Annotated in this window: 17 protein-coding genes; 12 read left to right on the top strand and 5 right to left on the bottom strand. The window is 44.4% G+C overall.

Features of this window, described 5'->3' with window-relative positions; genetic code table 11:
* Window positions 1-76: 76 nt before the first annotated feature.
* Window positions 77-667: an HAD family hydrolase gene (locus CALK_RS00775; RefSeq protein ID WP_022635729.1), complete on the bottom strand. Its 591-nt coding sequence runs from the start codon at window positions 665-667 to the stop codon at window positions 77-79.
* Window positions 668-749: 82 nt separating this feature from the next.
* On the opposite strand from CALK_RS00775, the gene purU reads away from it, so the two are divergent.
* Both purU and ilvC read left to right on the top strand, forming a co-directional pair.
* The gene (gene purU / locus CALK_RS00770) at window positions 750-1613 is read left to right on the top strand and encodes a formyltetrahydrofolate deformylase (protein ID WP_022635728.1); all 864 of its coding nucleotides are present in this window, start codon (window positions 750-752) and stop codon (window positions 1611-1613) included.
* A 76-nt stretch (window positions 1614-1689) separates the two neighbouring features.
* Window positions 1690-3168 (top strand): ketol-acid reductoisomerase, encoded by a 1479-nt coding sequence (gene ilvC / locus CALK_RS00765; protein ID WP_022635727.1) that lies wholly within the window; start codon window positions 1690-1692, stop codon window positions 3166-3168.
* A gap of 55 nt (window positions 3169-3223) precedes the next feature.
* Here ilvC and CALK_RS00760 read toward each other — a convergent pair whose 3' ends face one another.
* Entirely contained in the window at window positions 3224-3586 is a 363-nt protein-coding gene (locus CALK_RS00760) for a CoA-binding protein (RefSeq protein WP_022635726.1), read from the bottom strand.
* Window positions 3587-3669: 83 nt separating this feature from the next.
* Between CALK_RS00760 and CALK_RS12740 the strand changes: the two genes are divergently transcribed.
* Both CALK_RS12740 and CALK_RS00755 read left to right on the top strand, forming a co-directional pair.
* The gene (locus tag CALK_RS12740) at window positions 3670-3819 is read left to right on the top strand and encodes a hypothetical protein (protein ID WP_022635725.1); all 150 of its coding nucleotides are present in this window, start codon (window positions 3670-3672) and stop codon (window positions 3817-3819) included.
* Between the two features lie 70 nt (window positions 3820-3889).
* The gene (locus tag CALK_RS00755; RefSeq protein WP_022635724.1) at window positions 3890-5548 is read left to right on the top strand and encodes a methyl-accepting chemotaxis protein; all 1659 of its coding nucleotides are present in this window, start codon (window positions 3890-3892) and stop codon (window positions 5546-5548) included.
* On the opposite strand, the gene uvrB is transcribed toward CALK_RS00755, so the two are convergent.
* On the bottom strand, window positions 5545-7548 hold the full coding sequence (gene uvrB, locus CALK_RS00750) for an excinuclease ABC subunit UvrB (RefSeq protein WP_169721398.1): 2004 nt from the start codon (window positions 7546-7548) through the stop codon (window positions 5545-5547). The two genes, CALK_RS00755 and uvrB, sit on opposite strands and share 4 nt — an antisense overlap.
* Window positions 7549-7612: 64 nt before the next feature.
* Between uvrB and CALK_RS00745 the strand changes: the two genes are divergently transcribed.
* The 8 genes from CALK_RS00745 (at window position 7613) to CALK_RS00710 (ending at window position 14575) form a co-directional block, all read left to right on the top strand.
* The gene (locus CALK_RS00745) at window positions 7613-8677 is read left to right on the top strand and encodes a metal ABC transporter substrate-binding protein (RefSeq protein ID WP_022635722.1); all 1065 of its coding nucleotides are present in this window, start codon (window positions 7613-7615) and stop codon (window positions 8675-8677) included.
* Window positions 8674-9408 (top strand): metal ABC transporter ATP-binding protein, encoded by a 735-nt coding sequence (locus CALK_RS00740; protein ID WP_022635721.1) that lies wholly within the window; start codon window positions 8674-8676, stop codon window positions 9406-9408. Before CALK_RS00745 ends, CALK_RS00740 begins: the two co-directional genes overlap by 4 nt.
* Window positions 9405-10220: a metal ABC transporter permease gene (locus tag CALK_RS00735; protein WP_022635720.1), complete on the top strand. Its 816-nt coding sequence runs from the start codon at window positions 9405-9407 to the stop codon at window positions 10218-10220. Before CALK_RS00740 ends, CALK_RS00735 begins: the two co-directional genes overlap by 4 nt.
* Before the next feature lie 119 nt (window positions 10221-10339).
* A complete protein-coding gene (gene flgF / locus CALK_RS00730; protein WP_022635719.1) occupies window positions 10340-11089 on the top strand; it encodes a flagellar basal-body rod protein FlgF in 750 nt (249 codons plus the stop codon).
* 15 nt (window positions 11090-11104) lie between these two features.
* Window positions 11105-11899, top strand: coding sequence for a flagellar basal-body rod protein FlgG (gene flgG, locus CALK_RS00725; protein WP_022635718.1), 795 nt, complete (start codon window positions 11105-11107; stop codon window positions 11897-11899).
* Between the two features lie 9 nt (window positions 11900-11908).
* Window positions 11909-12874, top strand: coding sequence for a flagellar basal body P-ring formation chaperone FlgA (gene flgA, locus CALK_RS00720; RefSeq protein ID WP_022635717.1), 966 nt, complete (start codon window positions 11909-11911; stop codon window positions 12872-12874).
* Window positions 12871-13434, top strand: a complete 564-nt coding sequence (locus CALK_RS00715) for a flagellar basal body L-ring protein FlgH (protein WP_022635716.1) — start codon at window positions 12871-12873, stop codon at window positions 13432-13434. Before flgA ends, CALK_RS00715 begins: the two co-directional genes overlap by 4 nt.
* A gap of 13 nt (window positions 13435-13447) precedes the next feature.
* Window positions 13448-14575: a flagellar basal body P-ring protein FlgI gene (locus CALK_RS00710; protein ID WP_022635715.1), complete on the top strand. Its 1128-nt coding sequence runs from the start codon at window positions 13448-13450 to the stop codon at window positions 14573-14575.
* A 35-nt stretch (window positions 14576-14610) separates the two neighbouring features.
* On the opposite strand, the gene CALK_RS00705 is transcribed toward CALK_RS00710, so the two are convergent.
* Window positions 14611-15279 (bottom strand): ABC transporter ATP-binding protein, encoded by a 669-nt coding sequence (locus CALK_RS00705; protein ID WP_022635714.1) that lies wholly within the window; start codon window positions 15277-15279, stop codon window positions 14611-14613.
* Between the two features lie 12 nt (window positions 15280-15291).
* A complete protein-coding gene (locus CALK_RS00700; protein ID WP_022635713.1) occupies window positions 15292-16929 on the bottom strand; it encodes an ABC transporter permease in 1638 nt (545 codons plus the stop codon).
* Window position 16930 lies beyond the last annotated feature (1 nt).

Here is a 16930-nt window from a genome sequence, read left to right as displayed (position 1 = left end):
CATCTGCGGTGAGAAAAGAAACCAAGAAAAAACTTAAAAATATGCCCAGGCTGATACAATAGAACGGGTATTTCACTTAGGGTAGTTCCTCCAGAAGCTCTCCCCAGGAGTGTGCTGTTCGTTCTGCCAGAGAGTTCCATGCACAATCCTTACGAGAATCAAAATAAATGGTGTGTACTCCTGCAGCACGACCCGCTTCAATATCGTGTACGTAATCACCAATCATTACCGTGGTATCTTGAGGAGCGTTCCACTTTGTTAGAAAATATTCAACCGAAGCCGGATGCGGTTTTGCCGGCTCAAACTCTCTGGTCAATATGGTATCGAAATATCTCATAAGACCAGTCTTCTCCATGGTAATATCCGTATGCTTTCTATTATTCCGGGTAATAACACCAAGGCGGCACCCGCGCGTAAGTAATTGTTCAAGAAAAGGAATAAGATCTGGTTGTATTTCAGCACGTTCTGCATACCAGAGCTCAATATCTTCTAGTTTTTTCTTGGTTTCCCGGGCTTCTGTTTCTGTTTGTTTTTCCATAAAAGAGATAATATCCATGCCTGCGGGAACACCAAGCTGAAGACGAATCTTCTCAAAATTATGCAAAGGGACCGTTAAGGTTCCATCCATATCAAAAATCCAGTATTGAAGAGAGGTAATCGGAAACATTCCTCCTCCTTTCCTATTTTATACAAATCATAATATATTTTACAGCGGCTATATTTTTTAAAAGAAAAGGTTTTACCGCTATATGCAGACAGATAATACCGCAATTCTGCTTATTCGCTGTGCCGATCGTGAAGGGTTGATCTCGGCTATTACGGCACAACTATCACGTCTTGGAGCAAATATCCTCTATCTTGATCAGCATGTTGATCGTGAGCATGCTCACTTTTATATGCGCGTAGAGTGGTCTTTGAATGACTTTAGCATATCCCTCGATGATTTTCGTGTGATATTCCTTCATGAAGTTGCAAATAAATATAACCTCTCTTGGGAAATACATGAACGGGCAAAACGTGAACGCATGGCGATTTTTGTATCAAGATATACCCACTGTTACTTTGATTTACTCAGTCGCTGGAAAGCAGGAGAGCTCCCTGTGGATATTCCCTTAGTGATAAGCAATCATGAGGATCTTAGGGAAGAAACGGAAGGGTTTGGTATTACATTTATGCATGTTCCTGTTTCAAAGAAATCCCGGATTGAAGCTGCAGAGGAGCATCTTCGTCTCCTTTCTGAGCATGAGATAGACTTTGTTGTTCTTGCTCGCTACATGCAAATTGTACATCCTCGAGTTATTGATAACTATACCGATGCCATTATTAATATTCATCACTCTTTTTTACCCTCCTTTCCTGGAGCAAAGCCGTATCATCAAGCCTATGAGCGGGGGGTGAAAATTATTGGAGCAACAGCGCATTATGTGACAGAAGAATTAGATGCCGGGCCCATTATCGATCAAGACGTGGAACGGGTGGATCATAAATTTTGCGTTGCTGATTTTGTCCGTATCGGCCAGGATGTAGAGCGAAAGGTGTTATCACGAGCGGTCCAAAATCATATTGACAAGAAAGTGATTTCTCACAATAATCGCACGGTTGTGTTTTCCTAAGGTCGGTGTACCGTTGCTCTTGAAATAGACATAGTATATTTTTGAACAGATTGTTTTAACATAAGGAATCGTAGGTATGAGTAAAAACTATTTTAATGCCCTTCCCTTTGCCCGTAAGGTACAAGAGTTGGGACAGTGCCGGTTTATGGACAGAAGTGAATTTTCTGGTGTGGAAAAACTTCGGGGAAAGAAAATTGTCATTGTCGGTTGTGGTGCCCAAGGGTTAAATCAAGGGTTAAATCTTCGTGATTCCGGCTTGGATGTTTCCTACGCGCTGCGGCAGTCTGCCATTGATTCTCAACGGCAGTCATGGAAAAATGCAACGGAGAACAACTTCCCCGTTGGAACCATGGAAGAACTCATCCCTCAGGCCGATCTTGTGGCAAACCTCACTCCTGATAAGTTTCATACTCCCGTGGTTGAGGGCTTAATGCCTCTTATGAAGAAAGGGGCAACCCTGCTTTATTCTCACGGCTTTAATATTGTAGAAGAGGGAATGAAGGTTCGTGATGATATCACTGTTGTTATGGTTGCGCCAAAATCTCCTGGTTCAGAAGTACGTGAAGAGTATAAGCGTGGCTTTGGTGTTCCCACTCTTATCGCCGATCATAAAGATAACGACCCATCCGGTGAAGGACTTGAGATTGCAAAAGCGTACTGTTGTGGTACCGGGGGCGATCGTGCAGGAGTATTACAGTCATCCTTTGTGGCTGAAGTGAAGTCTGATCTCATGGGAGAGCAAACCATACTGTGCGGAATGTTGCAAACTGGTTCGATTCTCTGCTATGATAAAATGATCGCCGAGGGTATTTCTTCTGATGAAGCCTCATATCTTGTACAGTATGGATGGGAAACCATTACGGAAGCCTTAAAACACGGTGGTATTACCAATATGATGGACCGCCTTTCAAATCCTGCAAAAATACAGGTGTTTGAAGTGGCTGAAGAGCTGAAGAGTCTTATGCGTCCTCTCTTCGAAAAACATATGGACGATATTCTCTCTGGTGAATTTTCAAAAACCATGATGGAAGACTGGGCACAGGATGACGCAAATTTGCTGAGATGGCGTGCAGAAACTGGAGAAACTGCCTTTGAGAAGTCTTCTTCTGAAGGGGTTGAAATGAGTGAGCAAGAGTTCTTTGAAAGAGCGCCTCTCATGGTTGCCATGGTAAAGGCTGGGGTGGAACTTGCCTTTGAAGCCATGACCGATGCGGGAATCTATCCTGAATCAGCATATTATGAATCTCTCCATGAGGTACCTTTGATTGCAAATACCATTGCACGGAAAAAGTTGCATGAAATGAATGTGGTTATTTCTGATACGGCTGAATATGGAAACTACCTTTTTGCTAATGCCTGTGTACCTCTTTTGCAAGATCGGTTTATGGAGAAAGTTGATTCAAAACTCGTTGGTGAAGGCTTTGATTTTGACACCACGGATGTTGATAATAAAACCTTAATTGAGGTAAACGGACGTATTCGTACGCATCCCGTAGAGAAAATTGGCCGAACCCTGCGTACATATATGGAAGATATGAAGGCCATTACGAAATAAAATAGTGTTTTAAAAAGATAATACACGAGGCTGGCTCAATATGAGCCAGCCGTTTTTAATATTGATTTGTTCGTAAAAGAACAAGGGTACATGCCTTTTGCACGGTAATACCTGCTTCTGTGAGTACACGCTCAGCTTCAGAAGATTCTGTCCCCGGGTTGAGTATGACCCGCCGTGGTTGTACTGCGATAATCTCATCCAGCACACGCTCAAGACGTTGCGGATTTACATATATGGTCACGGTGTCAAGAGAATCGGGAATTTCTTTCAGCGAGCCCCACGCAACGATATCTCCCAGAGATATGCGTCCGGGGTGAACTGCATGGACGGTGTGCCCTTTCTCTCGTAAGGCGTGAAATGCTTTATATGAATACCTATCTGTCTTGGCACTTGCCCCAAGTACTGCTACTGTTTCCATATTTCTCCTTTGAACAGATGTCCTTGTCATTAGATGACACATCATTACTCTATATTAGAAATATATGTAACAGGAGGTATGATATGCATGGTAAAATAACGTATGAAGAACTTCTCCTTTCAGCAGTAACCCACCGAAAGAAGGTGCAGCGGGAAAAACGGATTGAACGCCTTTTCCGGTCATTCTCTCAACAGAGACAGATAAAAGAGATGTATAGAGAAGGTACCTCGTAGTATTTTCTGTTGACAGAACAGTACAATCACCGTACAATTTCTCTTATGATGTTTTGAGAAAGAGAGAGCTATGCAACAGAGAATCAACGTATATCCCCTATCATGGAAAAGACGAGCAGGAATCCTTATTCTATTTTGGGGGATTTTTACCTCACTCTTTTCGGTGATAACAGCCTCAGCGTTTGCCACGCCCCCCCTTCTTACTGGGTCCTTGATCTTTCTCTGTCCAGTATTGTGTCTGCTTATTGCGTTTCGGTGGGCATACAAGAAAAAGAGTCCTCTTTTTGCCTCGCAGCGGGAAAATACGATTCATAGCATACTTGTTCATATAGCGGTATGTCTTTTTTTATCATGGGGGGTGGGCAGTCTTGTTGCCCTCAGTATACTTGCGTATCTTTCTCCTATTGCACATATTGGTCTTTTGTTCAGGCTTAGTATAACGGCATTTCTTTTTGCTGGTCAGCTCTTTTGTATATCCGCTCTTATGGAGATATATGTTGTAGTATATTCGCGTAAGAGGATTGCACAGAGTCAGCTTCCCCTTCAGGGTATAGGAGGAACTTATCGTCTCTGGGCAATGGTGCATATTGCATTGCTTGCAGCTCCACTTTTTGTCGCATCTCCTCTCTTTTTGTCCGCTTCATGGATGGTGTGGGGACTGTACGTTATAGTGTGTCTTTGGACAGGGGTTGCCCATTTCCAAATGGTCTCTTTTCTATGGAAACGACTTTGTGAAGAAGCGGAGTTGATTTCCCACGGGGATACATCTTCTGAAACGGAGTCTCTCTTTTTTCATGATTTTGATCTTTTGATGCATCATCTTGTTACTGTGCGAATTTCTTATATAGAACATGCTGATATGCTTACAGATGTCTGTTTTGGAAAGGCTGCTCCTCCTGCAGGCGATTCATCTAATATTCTTACTCGAAGATTGAGTGAATGTACACAACATTTACAAGACCAGTTTTCCAAAGCTGCAACAGCAACCAAGGAAGTACAAGAGATGGTTGTGGAGCTTTCTGAAAGAGAGAAGGAGTGTATCTCCTACTATGGGTCGTACGAGAAAGATTTGGTTCGTTTTCATGATATGGTACAGACGATGCAAGAGTCATTTACGAAAAGTAAATCTGTAATACAGGAGTCAAATGAACAGGTTGGCGATATGGTTAACGCTGCAGAAGAGGGTTCTGGTTGTATGGTAAAAATGACTGATGCCATGCACAGTATTAGTAATTCAAGTAAAGATATCAGTCGTGTCTTAAAAACGATTGAGGATATCTCTTTTCAAACAAGCCTTCTTGCACTTAATGCTGCTGTGGAAGCAGCCCGTGCCGGAACTCATGGAAAGGGGTTTGCCGTTGTGGCAAATGAAGTTCGGGCCTTAGCAACACGCAGTTCTGAGTCCGTTGAAAATACAGCTCACATGGTGGAAGAGGCGTTGCATAATATCACCTTGGGCGGAAAGATTGTGGGGGATATTGAAAGCAGTTTTGAGGAGATAAATTTTAACTTGGAAGAGCTTGCTGAACAGGTGGAGAGTACCGAATCGGTTGTGTCAGAACAAATAACGTCTCTGACAACCCTCGCAGATCATCTTCATGGAGTTGCAGAGAGAACGGGAGAAGACAGATTCGGCGAGATAGATCATATGGTGACATCCATTACGAAGAGAATTGACACCCTTACAGAGCTTACAACGTTTTTTACAAAATCATGGAGTCAGTCCTAATCACTCTGCTTTTTTTCTATATCAGCGATCATATCGCGTAGTCGGGCAGCACGTTCAAACTCAAGCTTTGCAGCTGCTGCTTCCATTTCACTTGTCAGTGCTGCAATATACTCATCTGTGGAGATCGCACCACTGTCTATCGACTCTTCTACGGCATAGTTATTCCCTGTTTCAGCAGCGGCAGGGTAGGCGGGGACATCCTCATATTTATCAAAGGTGTCGTCTATACGGCGCACCGTACTTTCCGGGGTTATACCGTGTTGTGTATTATACTCTAATTGGATAGTTCGCCGTCGATTACACTCTTCTACGGTGGTCGTAATAGATTTTGTTTCCCTATCTGCGTAAAAGATAATGCGTCCATCTCGGTTGCGAGCTGCTCGACCGGCAATTTGTATGAGGGATCTGCTGGAGCGCAAAAAACCCTCACGGTCGGCATCAAGAATTGCAACCAAGGCTACTTCAGGTAAGTCAAGGCCTTCCCGAAGTAGGTTTATACCCACAAGTATATCAAACTCCCCTTTTCGCAGGGCGGAAAGAATACGGGGGCGTTCCAAGGTATCAATTTCAGAATGAAGATATCGTACAGAAAATCCGAGTTCATCGAGATACTCGGTTAAATCCTCAGACATCTGTTTAGTAAGGGTTGTTACAAGAGCGCGCTGTTTATGGCGTACCACTTCTCGTAGTTGATGGATTAGATCATCAACCTGGGTTTGGGCAGGGCGTATTTCAATAGGTGGGTCTACCAGCCCTGTGGGACGAATAATTTGTTCTACTACCACCCCTTGACACTTTTCAAGTTCGTAGTCAGCTGGGGTTGCCGATGAGTATAGTACATAGTCTGTTAGTCCCTCAAATTCCTCAAAACGGAGAGGACGGTTGTCTAAGGCTGAGGGGATGCGGAACCCATGGTCAACCAAGGTCTGTTTTCGTGCACGGTCTCCATTATACATCCCGCCAATCTGGGGAATCGTGATATGGGATTCATCAATAATCGTAAGAAAGGGTGCCTCAAAAAAATCAAGAAGTGATGAGGGGCGGCTTCCCGGAGCTCGGCCGTCAAGAATACGGGAATAGTTTTCAATACCGTTAATATAGCCAACCTGTTCAAGCATCTCCATATCATATCGTGTTCGCTCACGTAGCCGTTGAGCCTCAATTAATTTTCCCTGATGCTCAAATCGAAGCATCTGTTCTTCCATCTCCTGCTCAATTTCTTTGATGGCCGTAGGAAGTGGAACCCTGGATGATACGTAGTGTTTTGCCGGAAAGAGAAGGAATTCTTCAAGTTCATACTGCATTTTTCCTGTAAGGGGAGATATGACAGAAATGGAGTCGACCTCATCGCCAAAAAAAGAGATTCGTACGGCATCTTCTTCATAGGCAGGAAATATATCAACAACATCTCCGCGGACACGGAAAGTCCCTCGTTCAAAGGCTATGTCGTTTCGTATATATTGCATGGAAACCAAGCGTTGAAACAGGTCTGCTTGATCAATACTCATTCCTCGGGAGATGGGAAAGGTTGATTCACGATAGATATCGGGAGAACCGATATTGTAGATACTGGAAACGGAGGCAACAATAATGACATCCTTGCGTGAAAGCACCGAAGCCGTTGCTTTTAAGCGTAATCGGTCTATTTCATCATTTATGTCTGCTGTTTTTTCTATGTAGGTATCCGTAGATGGAAGATAGGCCTCGGGTTGATAGTAATCATAGAAACTCACAAAATATTCTACGGCATTGTACGGAAAAAATTCTTTAAATTCCTCGTAAAGCTGTGCAGCAAGGGTCTTGTTGTGGGAGATTATTAAGGTTGGAAGGTTGGTTTGGGCAATGACATTTGCCATGGTAAAGGTTTTTCCAGAACCGGTTACTCCTAAAAGAGTTTGCTCTTTTTCACCGGCTTCAATACCTGCACGCAATGATTCTATGGCAGTGGGTTGATCCCCCCGTGGTGTGTACGGAGCTTTTAACGTAAATTTCATAGACACCTCATTTCACTCGTAAGGGTAATATATATTTAGATTGGTATAACTTTTACAGGAACATGACCATATGAAAAAACTTCTTTTTTTCGGTATCTTCGTAGCCATACTGTTGTGGGGGTGTTCTCCTTCTGGAGATCAATCAAATGAGGCTGGATTGACCGTACAGACAACGCTGTTCCCACTGTACGATTTTGCACGAAACATAGGAGGAGAGCGGGTACAGGTAAACCTACTTCTCCCTCCGGGAGTATCTCCACACTCCTATGAACCATCTCCCCGGGATATGGTTGCCATAGATCAGGCAGATCTTTTACTCTATCTGGGGCGCTCCCTTGATCCATGGGTTGAACGACTGCTCTCCGAGCAAAGACAGGAGAAAGCCCTTGCTGTCAGCACAAACCTCTCTCTTCTCGATACACGTTCAGACCATTCCCATGGGGATCACGACCATTCCCATGGGGATCACGACCATTCTCATGGAGATCACGACCATTCTCATGGAGATCACGACCATTCTCATGGAGATCACGACCATTCTCATGGAGATCACGACCATTCCCATGGAGATCACGACCATTCCCATGGAGATCACGACCATTCCCATGGCAAGTATGATCCCCATGTCTGGCTTGACCCAATTCATGCAATCACCATGGTAGAAACCATTACGGAAGCCTTTATACAAAAGGACCCTGCGGGGAGAGAATACTATGAAAATCGCTCGAAAAATTATATTTCAGAGCTGGAAGAGCTTCATCGTATGGCTCAAGAGAAACTTGCGTCTCATGAGGGAAAGACTATTCTCTATGCGGGGCATTTTGCCTTTGGCTATTTTTCTCGTCGGTATAATCTTGCGCATACTTCTCCCTTTCGAGGGTTTTCGCCAAATGCAGAGCCATCACCACGGGCTGTAGAGAGGATTATACAGCGTGTGGAGGAAGAAGAGGCACGAACAATTTTTTTTGAAGAGATGCTGAACCCTGCTCTGGCAGAAATGATCAGTGAAGAGACTGGCACCGAGATCGCCTTACTACATGGGTTACATAATATTCGTCGTGATGAAGTGGGAGAGAGAGCCACCTATCTCTCTATTATGAAAAACAATATACAAAAATTGGCAGATGGTTTATGACGTGGTATATTCGGGCAAAGAACCTATCTCTTTCCTATGGCGCAGAGAAGGTTGTTGAAGATCTCTCTTTTTCCGTTTCCGAAGGTGATTTCTTTGCCATTGTTGGGCCCAATGGAGGAGGAAAGTCAACTCTGATTAAAGCACTCATGGGAATTATTACACCAGTGTCAGGAACCTTAGAACGACATGCATCATTGCGTGGAAAAATCGGGTATATGCCGCAAAGTCGCACGGGAAGTCTTGGAGGGTTTCCTGCTACTGTGTATGAGGTTGTCGCCTCTGCTATCCGTGCACAAACAAAGGTGTTTAAAAAGCTGTCTCACAGAGAAAAAGATCAGATTGAGTCTGCCTTAGGGTTGCTTTCTATAGAATCTTTGCGAAATCGACGTATTGATGAGCTTTCAGGGGGACAACGTCAGCGTGTCTTTCTTGCCCGTGCCTTCTCCTTAAATCCCTCGGTACTTATTCTTGATGAGCCTACGGGAGCGCTTGATCAACGGACACGGAACTGTTTTTACGAAACCTTGCAAAGTCTGAATAAAAAAGAGAGAAAAACAATTATTATGGTGACTCATGATGCAATTCATATTGAGTCGTATGTAACCCGGGTCCTTGCGCTTGATCGACGACCTCTTTTTATCGGCCCTGCAGCTGACTACTCTGCCCAAGAGAAAAATCACTATTTTAATCATGCACAGACAACACCTTGCACCCATGGAGGTTTGGAGTGATTTTTCAGTATGACTTTATGCAGAGAGCGCTTCTTTCGGGTATTTTTATCGGTATTAGTTGTTCTCTTCTTGGTGTCTTTCTCGTATTGAAACGCCTTTCACTCATTGGGCACGGCTTGGGACATATTAGTTTTACCAGTGTTGCCGTGGCCATGTTGGTGGGGGTGTCCCCGCTCTATATCTCTATACCAATTGTAATGATCATGTCCCTTTTTATTCTTTATTTGGCTCAAAACAGGGGCTTTGACAACGATTCTTCCATTGGGTTATTATCTTCGGCCGCCATTGCTGCCGGCGTTATTATCGCCTCAATTTCAGATGGTTTCAATGTCGATATTCTCAGCTATCTCTTTGGTTCGATTCTTACGGTACGCCAGTCAGAGATGATCCTTTCTCTAATACTCTCCCTGGCTGTAATTCTTACGGTTATCCTTGTGTATAGAAAACTGTTTCTTATAACCTATGATGAGGAATTCGCCCGTGCTTTGGGCATCCGTGCAGAGTGGTATAATAAACTCTTGGTGCTTCTCACATCCATAAATGTTGTCCTTAGTATTAGGGTTGTGGGAACAATGTTAGTATCAAGTCTTATAATCATCCCTGCTCTGACGGCGATACAGGTAAAACGAAGTTTTACGGCCACACTTTTGCTTTCCGTTACGGCCGCACTTATCTCTGTAATTTCAGGAATCTGTATTTCCTATTACTATGTACTGCATGATGGTAGAAGTCTTCCCACGGGCGCAACCATAGTTATGGTAAATCTATTTCTTTTTCTTCTTTCCTTTATTTACTCGCAATGGCAGCGATAGGCAATTTTTTCCTTCTTCCTTTCATTTATTTCCTCTCCTGTTTAAGTGAGATCGTATGAATGCTTTTATCTGTTGTTGGCATAGTTTGTGCTTTATACCAATGAAACGGAGGAAAAGCTATGGTATCAGGAATACAGCATGCGGTGCAGGGGATGACCTTGCAGACACAACGGCAGGATCAAATTGCAAATAATTTAGCCAATGTGAACACGACCGGCTACAAACGACGCGATCTTTTTGCCAGTTCTATCGAAAAGCATCTTCAAGATGACCGCGGAAGAGTTTCAGGCCAGCGGGTACTTCGAGCCGATGAAACCTATACTGATTTTTCAGATGGTGTTGTAGAGCAGACTGGGAACCCCCTCGACTTTGCCATACAGGGGGAGGGGTTCTTTTCTGTGATGCGTCCAAGTGGGGTGGCATATACACGGGATGGTTCTTTTTCACTGGATCAGGAAGGGTTTCTTATTACGGGATCGGGAGATCGGGTATTTGGAGATAGCGGATTTATTAAAGTAGATCCCGAAGGGGGCGAGCTTAACGTCTTACAAGACGGTACGGTGCTTCAGGATAATGTTGAAATAGATCGTCTTCGTATTTCCGACTTTCCCCGTCCCTACAAAATGCTGGGGGTGGGTGACAACTACTATCGCCCTGAGGCTGATGGAACAGGAAAAAATGTGTCTAGTCCTCTTCGGAGTGGCTTTGAGATTCAGCAAGGATATTTAGAACGATCCAATGTGAATCCTGTGCATGAAATGACCGGAATGATCTCTTCCCATAGAGTCTATGAGGCTACGGCAAAGGCTATGCAGTCACAGGATGAAACCCTTGATAAGGCAGTTAATACTGTTGGCAGGGTACAATAGAAAAGGAGTAGAGATATGATGCGATCTATGTATACAGCAGCAACGGGGATGAAAGGGCAGCAGCTCTATATGGATACAATCTCCAATAATCTTTCAAATGTGAATACCAATACGTATAAACGGCAGAATATTCAATTTAAGGATTTAATGTATCAAACCATAAAAGAGCCTGGAACACGAAACCCAGAAGGAAGTGTTGCTCCGGCAGGGATTCAAGTAGGGCTTGGGGTACGTACTGGTGCAATCACGCGCAATTTTGAGCAGGGGTCTTTAAAAAACACCGGTAACGATACAGATGTTGCCATAAAGGGTGAAGGATTTTTTCAGGTAGCTCTTCCCGGAGGGGGCGTTGCGTATACTCGGGATGGGCAGTTTCACCGTTCCAGCGACGGAGTTCTCAGAACCAGTGAGGGACACCCGGTCTATCCGGAAATTATTATTCCTGAGGGATACAGCAGCATCGAAATATCCGCTGAAGGACATGTCATTGCTGTTAGTGATGATGCAGATGATTCACGAAATATTGAACTTGGACAGTTTGAACTTGCTCAGTTTATTAATCCATCAGGATTAAACAGTATTGGAAATAATCTGTATCTTGAAACAGAGGGATCGGGGATGCCCCTCTTATCTACTCCTGGAAGAGATGGCATGGGAGAACTTGCGCATCAACATGTGGAAGGGTCAAATGTTGATATGGTTGATGAGATGGTGGGTATGATATCTGCACAAAGAGCCTATGAAATTGTTTCAAAGGCCATAACCACCTCTGAGGATATGCTTCAGACTGCCACAGGGTTGAAACGGTAGGAGAGAAATATGAGTGCTGTTGCATTTGTTCTGTTTTGTATTTCTTTGAGCAGTACTCTTGAGGCCATGTCACGCGTACAGTTTCTTGAGCATGCTTCGGTGACGCATGAGACTGTGTATTTAGGAGATATTGCTCGTATCACGGGTCCCCAGGGTGATACGCTTATGAAACTCCCCTTGGGAGCAGCCCCCTTGCCCGGGCGGTCCCATTACCGCGATACCTCTTCCATCATTGCAGATCTGTTTCTGCCGAAGGATCTTCATGATTCGATCATTTTCTCCGGATCATCACGGGTTCGCCTTTCCCATAGAGCCGATACGATTTATGCGCAGGAGATACTCCCGGTTCTTACGGAAATACTGCAAGATTCTCTTACAAGAAGTGGCTCAGGAGAGTATGAAGTAGTTGTTGAGGAAAATCATGTAAGGTCATATTTTTTAATAAGTAAAGGGTCTGAATACTCCCTATCTATACGCCAGATACCTTCGACTGGGCAGGGAGAACGTCGTCGTGTCACTTTTACCAGCGTCTCGGGGGAGTATACAGAAGATTTTTCTGTTCAGTTTGGAATCGTGAGATGGGATACGGTGGCTGTGGCTGATCGAGATTTTTCACCAGGAGAGACAATTACCCCTGATGCTGTGACATGGCAACGAAAGAAGGTGTCTTCCCTTTCATCGTCTCCGGTATTGCAGAGCGATTTCTCTCGCGGACTGGAAAGTCGTAGTCGTATATCTTCGGGAAGCGTTCTCACGGAGGGACGGGTTCGTGCAGCTCCGCACGTTCGACGTGGCGATGTTGTTGAGCTGGTTTATGGTGGGCAAGCGTTACAACTTACCATGCGCGCACGAGCCCGCCAAAACGGGTATGTGGGGGATATTATTCAGGTAGAAAATATGCAAAGTCAAAAAATCATCTCTGCTCGGATTACTGATACCGGGCGGGTAGAGCTTACCCAAGGAGGCCGCTCATGAAACATGTTATATCTCTTCTCATGCTGTTTTGTACCGTATTTCCTCTTACGGCAATGCGAGTCCAAAGCATGTATACCAACCATCGTGCCCTGCGTGAAGGTGATATCCTTACAGTCTTAGTTCAGGAGAATGCTGAAGCAGGTACCAGTGCCAACACCAAGACTCGTAATCAAGGCGGAGTAAATGTGAATGGTGGGGGAGGCTCTGGGCTATTGGGGTTTATTCCACGATTTGGCACAAGTGGTGAATTTGGCGCTGAGTATGATGGCAGCGGTGACACAAAACGCAGAGGAGATTTTAGAACTACTATCTCTGTGCGCGTGGAGGAGGTCCTCCAGAATGGAAACCTTATGATACAGGGAAGTAAACGGGTAAAGATAAATGAGGAGGAGCAACTCATCGATTTAAGCGGTGTGATTCATCCGAGTACTATTTCACCTAAGAATACCGTATACTCCTCAAATATCGCTGATGCAAAAATTACCTACTCCGGACAGGGCTCAAATGCCGATGCACAGCGTCCCGGATTTATCACCCGTTTTTTTAACTGGTTATTTTAGAAGGGGGCACGTGATGAAAATAGGGATAGTAATAGTCGTTCTCCTAACTACTAGTGTGTTTACGCAGGAAGTACGTATCCGTGACGTCTCAAACATTGATGGACTCCAAGAAATGCAGGTATACGGGTATGGTTTAGTTGTGGGGCTTGCTGGAACAGGAGATAGAAGCAGCACAGTATTTACGAACCAAACAATGAAAAATATGCTTACGAATATGGGCATTGAGTTGCCGGAGCGTGAGATTAATCTTCGAAATGTTGCTGCCGTAATGGTTACCGGCACGGTTTCTCCCTTTACCAAGCGTGGAACCCGTATTGATGTAAATGTTGCTTCAATTGGTGATGCTCGGAGTATAGAAGGGGGTACTCTTTTAATTACAGCTCTTCAAGGGAGTGATGGAGAAGTGTATGCATCTGCCCAGGGGCCTCTTTCCACGGGGGGATATCAAGTAGAAAATGAACGGTTTAACCGCTCACGTCAAAATCATGTTGTGGTGGGGCGAATTCCTCACGGGGCAATAGTACAAAATGAATATGACCTGCATACCTTCAGTGAAACCAATTTATCAATCTCCTTAAGTAAGCCAGACTTTTCTTCTGCTGTTGCCATGACAACCTCAATCAATGCTTTTGCCCTCGCAGACTTAGGCATTGACGAACCTATTGCACGTACACGTGATGCTGCAACGGTTACTCTTGATTATCCTCGAGTGCAGGAGCTCTTGGCAGATGAGTCCATGGAGTTTGCCGAATTTATTTCTTTGGTAGAAAATCTAACCTTTACAATTTCCATGCCAGCGCGGGTTGTTATGAATGAACGCACAGGCACAGTTGTGGCAGGAAGTGATGTTCGTATCTCTGAAGTTGCTGTTACTCATGGAGGTATAAAAGTAGAGATAACAAATCGTCCCGAGGCGGTCATGCCCCAACCCTTTACCTTCGGTCAAGCCGTGACTGTACCCAATCCAGAACAGGTGGTGGAAGAGCGTGATATGGACATGGTGGTACTTGATCAAAATACTTCCGTAACAGAGCTCTCACAGGCTCTCAACTCTATGGGGGTATCACCACGGGATGTTATATCCATCTTTCAGGCTATACGTGAAGCAGGGGCTCTTCATGGCGATCTTGTGGTGATGTAACTCTGTACTGCAGAGAGATACAGGGGGAAGAGTTTCTAAGAGACTCTCTCCCACGTATCAATAGTTCCACCTTCCAAGTGAATTACCGTGTCTGCAATGGCGTGTACATCAGCCTTATCGTGAGTGACAAACAGGGTTGTCATATCTGCAGCGGCAACAATATATCGAATTTCCCGGCGAATCTCTTCTTGTAAGTGAGCATCAAGATTACTGAATGGTTCATCAAGTAAAATAAGAGAAGGATTCGGAGCGATCGAACGGGCCAAGGCCACACGCTGCTGTTGTCCTCCCGAAAGCTCATGAGGAAATCGTGCTCCGTACTCCTCCATACGAACCAAGGAAAGCACATGGGTAACACGGAGATCCTGCTCTTTTCGGATTCCTTTTAAGCCAAAACGGATATTCTCAAATACCGTCATATGGGGAAAAAGTGCGTAATCTTGAAACACCATCCCAATACCGCGGTGTTCAGCAGGAACAAAATGTTTACTTCCATGGGCAAGGCAGCGTCCATTTAAATAGATAGAGCCCGCAAGAGGCATTTCAAAACCGCTAATTAGACGCAGAAGAGTGCTTTTACCACATCCAGATTCTCCGAGGATCGCCATAATTTCGTCACGTTCAACGGAAAATGAAATATCACGAAGAATCAAAAGCTCATTTGTCGCATAGGCAAAGTTAACATGATCAAAGGTAAGATACATGGGGGGCTCCTTTTAGGTATTCCGTCGATTTAGAACATAGAGTAGAATGATGGAGCCGGCGGCAAGAGCAATGATTACAAGGGACGTCATGGCAGTCTCATGTATCATTTCATCATTGGCATACTCAAAAGATTTTGCTGCTAAGGTATCATAGTTAAAGGGGCGTAGTATCATTGTGAGAGGAAGCTCTTTGAGGATATCTACAAAAACAAGAATAAACCCGCTGACAAGGGCTGGGGTAATCATGGGTAGATCAACCGTAAAGAGAGTGCGTAGATTACCCTTTCCCAAGGAGATAGATGCCTCATAAAATCGAAGACCGATTTTATCAAACCCTGTTTCTACTGAATTATAGGCTATTGTAAGAAATCGAACAAAATACGCAAAAATAAGCATGGCCATGGAACTTGATAAAAAGGCGGTGTTTTTGATGGGAAGGCGGGAAGTCAACTCGTTTTCCAATGATAGAATAAAAAGAAGAACCCCCATGGCAATAACTGCTCCCGGTATGGCATAGCCAATGGTTGATATTTTGGACAGAAAGGTGGAAATCCATGAGGATTGCAGACGTGCTGTATTGGCAAGAATTACGGCCGAAACGATTATAAAAATCGATGCAACGGTACTAATTTCAAGGGTGTTTAGGGTGATAGAAAAGAGATCCATGGAGGCAATTCTATCAAAACTGAGGATGGCCCAATACACCAGTTGTAGCACGGGAATACCCAAGGCAAGGGCAAGACAAGTTCCGATGGTTCCCCACGCAAAGAGCCGGTAGAAACCAGTTAAGGGGCGTTTTCGTATGGGCCGAATTTGTGCTGTTGCATACTGATATTTTCGTCGCCCTCGAAGGAGTTTTTCCGCTGCCACAAAGACAAGCACAGTGAGCATGAGAACCCCGGAAAGACGAATCGCTGTATCAATATCCCCCAGGGAAAACCAAACGCGAAATATGGCGGTGGTAAATGTGGGAATACCAAAATATCGTACCACACCGTAGTCATTCAGTACTTCAAGGATGACCAAGGTTGTACCGCCCACAATTGCTCCCCGAGCAAGGGGGATGAGTAAGAAGAGGAATATCTCTTTTTGCGATTTACCTAAACTCTGAGCAGTTTCTACAACTGCAGCAGACTGTTTTGAGAAAAAAGATTTTACCAAAAGGTATACATAGGGATACAGAAAGAGGGTGTACATAGCTACTGCACCGGGAATGTGCATGATATTATACATGGATTGCGGAGCTGAAATACCCAAGCCGTACCGAACAAAGCGTTGTACTGTACCGGTATAACTCAGCATTTCGGCATAGACATAGGCACCAATGTAGGGAGGAATGGCAAGGGGGAGTATTAAGAGTAGATGAAGGAGCTTCGATCCACGAATTTCATAAAAGGTAATGATGTATGCGAGGAGTGTTCCAAGAAGGGCTGAAAATATGGCAGTTCCTCCTACAATTGCGAAGGTGTTTTTCAAATAGTCAGCTAAAAGATATTCCTGTATATGAAACCAGTTTTCTGTTGCAGGAGTAAAAAGAGGAGAGAGGATGCTCAAATTGGGCAGGAGTATTAGGGAGGTCAAGGCGAGACTGCACCAGACCCACCCTGTGAGTTTTCGCTTACGTATTTCTCGAAGCACTCGGTTCATCATG

This window comes from Chitinivibrio alkaliphilus ACht1 (assembly GCF_000474745.1).
GTDB classification, from domain to species: Bacteria; Fibrobacterota; Chitinivibrionia; order Chitinivibrionales; family Chitinivibrionaceae; genus Chitinivibrio; species Chitinivibrio alkaliphilus.
Note: the sequence above shows the minus strand (reverse complement) of the source record. Positions and strands in the feature narration are given on the sequence as shown.

Coding starts and splice junctions, on each gene's coding strand:
- CALK_RS00775 (WP_022635729.1), bottom strand. CDS start 667: ATGTTTCCGATTACCTCTCTTCAATACTGGATTTTTGATATGGATGGA.
- purU (WP_022635728.1), top strand. CDS start 750: ATGCAGACAGATAATACCGCAATTCTGCTTATTCGCTGTGCCGATCGT.
- ilvC (WP_022635727.1), top strand. CDS start 1,690: ATGAGTAAAAACTATTTTAATGCCCTTCCCTTTGCCCGTAAGGTACAA.
- CALK_RS00760 (WP_022635726.1), bottom strand. CDS start 3,586: ATGGAAACAGTAGCAGTACTTGGGGCAAGTGCCAAGACAGATAGGTAT.
- CALK_RS12740 (WP_022635725.1), top strand. CDS start 3,670: ATGCATGGTAAAATAACGTATGAAGAACTTCTCCTTTCAGCAGTAACC.
- CALK_RS00755 (WP_022635724.1), top strand. CDS start 3,890: ATGCAACAGAGAATCAACGTATATCCCCTATCATGGAAAAGACGAGCA.
- CALK_RS00745 (WP_022635722.1), top strand. CDS start 7,613: ATGAAAAAACTTCTTTTTTTCGGTATCTTCGTAGCCATACTGTTGTGG.
- CALK_RS00740 (WP_022635721.1), top strand. CDS start 8,674: ATGACGTGGTATATTCGGGCAAAGAACCTATCTCTTTCCTATGGCGCA.
- flgF (WP_022635719.1), top strand. CDS start 10,340: ATGGTATCAGGAATACAGCATGCGGTGCAGGGGATGACCTTGCAGACA.
- flgG (WP_022635718.1), top strand. CDS start 11,105: ATGATGCGATCTATGTATACAGCAGCAACGGGGATGAAAGGGCAGCAG.
- flgA (WP_022635717.1), top strand. CDS start 11,909: ATGAGTGCTGTTGCATTTGTTCTGTTTTGTATTTCTTTGAGCAGTACT.
- CALK_RS00715 (WP_022635716.1), top strand. CDS start 12,871: ATGAAACATGTTATATCTCTTCTCATGCTGTTTTGTACCGTATTTCCT.
- CALK_RS00710 (WP_022635715.1), top strand. CDS start 13,448: ATGAAAATAGGGATAGTAATAGTCGTTCTCCTAACTACTAGTGTGTTT.
- CALK_RS00705 (WP_022635714.1), bottom strand. CDS start 15,279: ATGTATCTTACCTTTGATCATGTTAACTTTGCCTATGCGACAAATGAG.
- CALK_RS00700 (WP_022635713.1), bottom strand. CDS start 16,929: ATGATGAACCGAGTGCTTCGAGAAATACGTAAGCGAAAACTCACAGGG.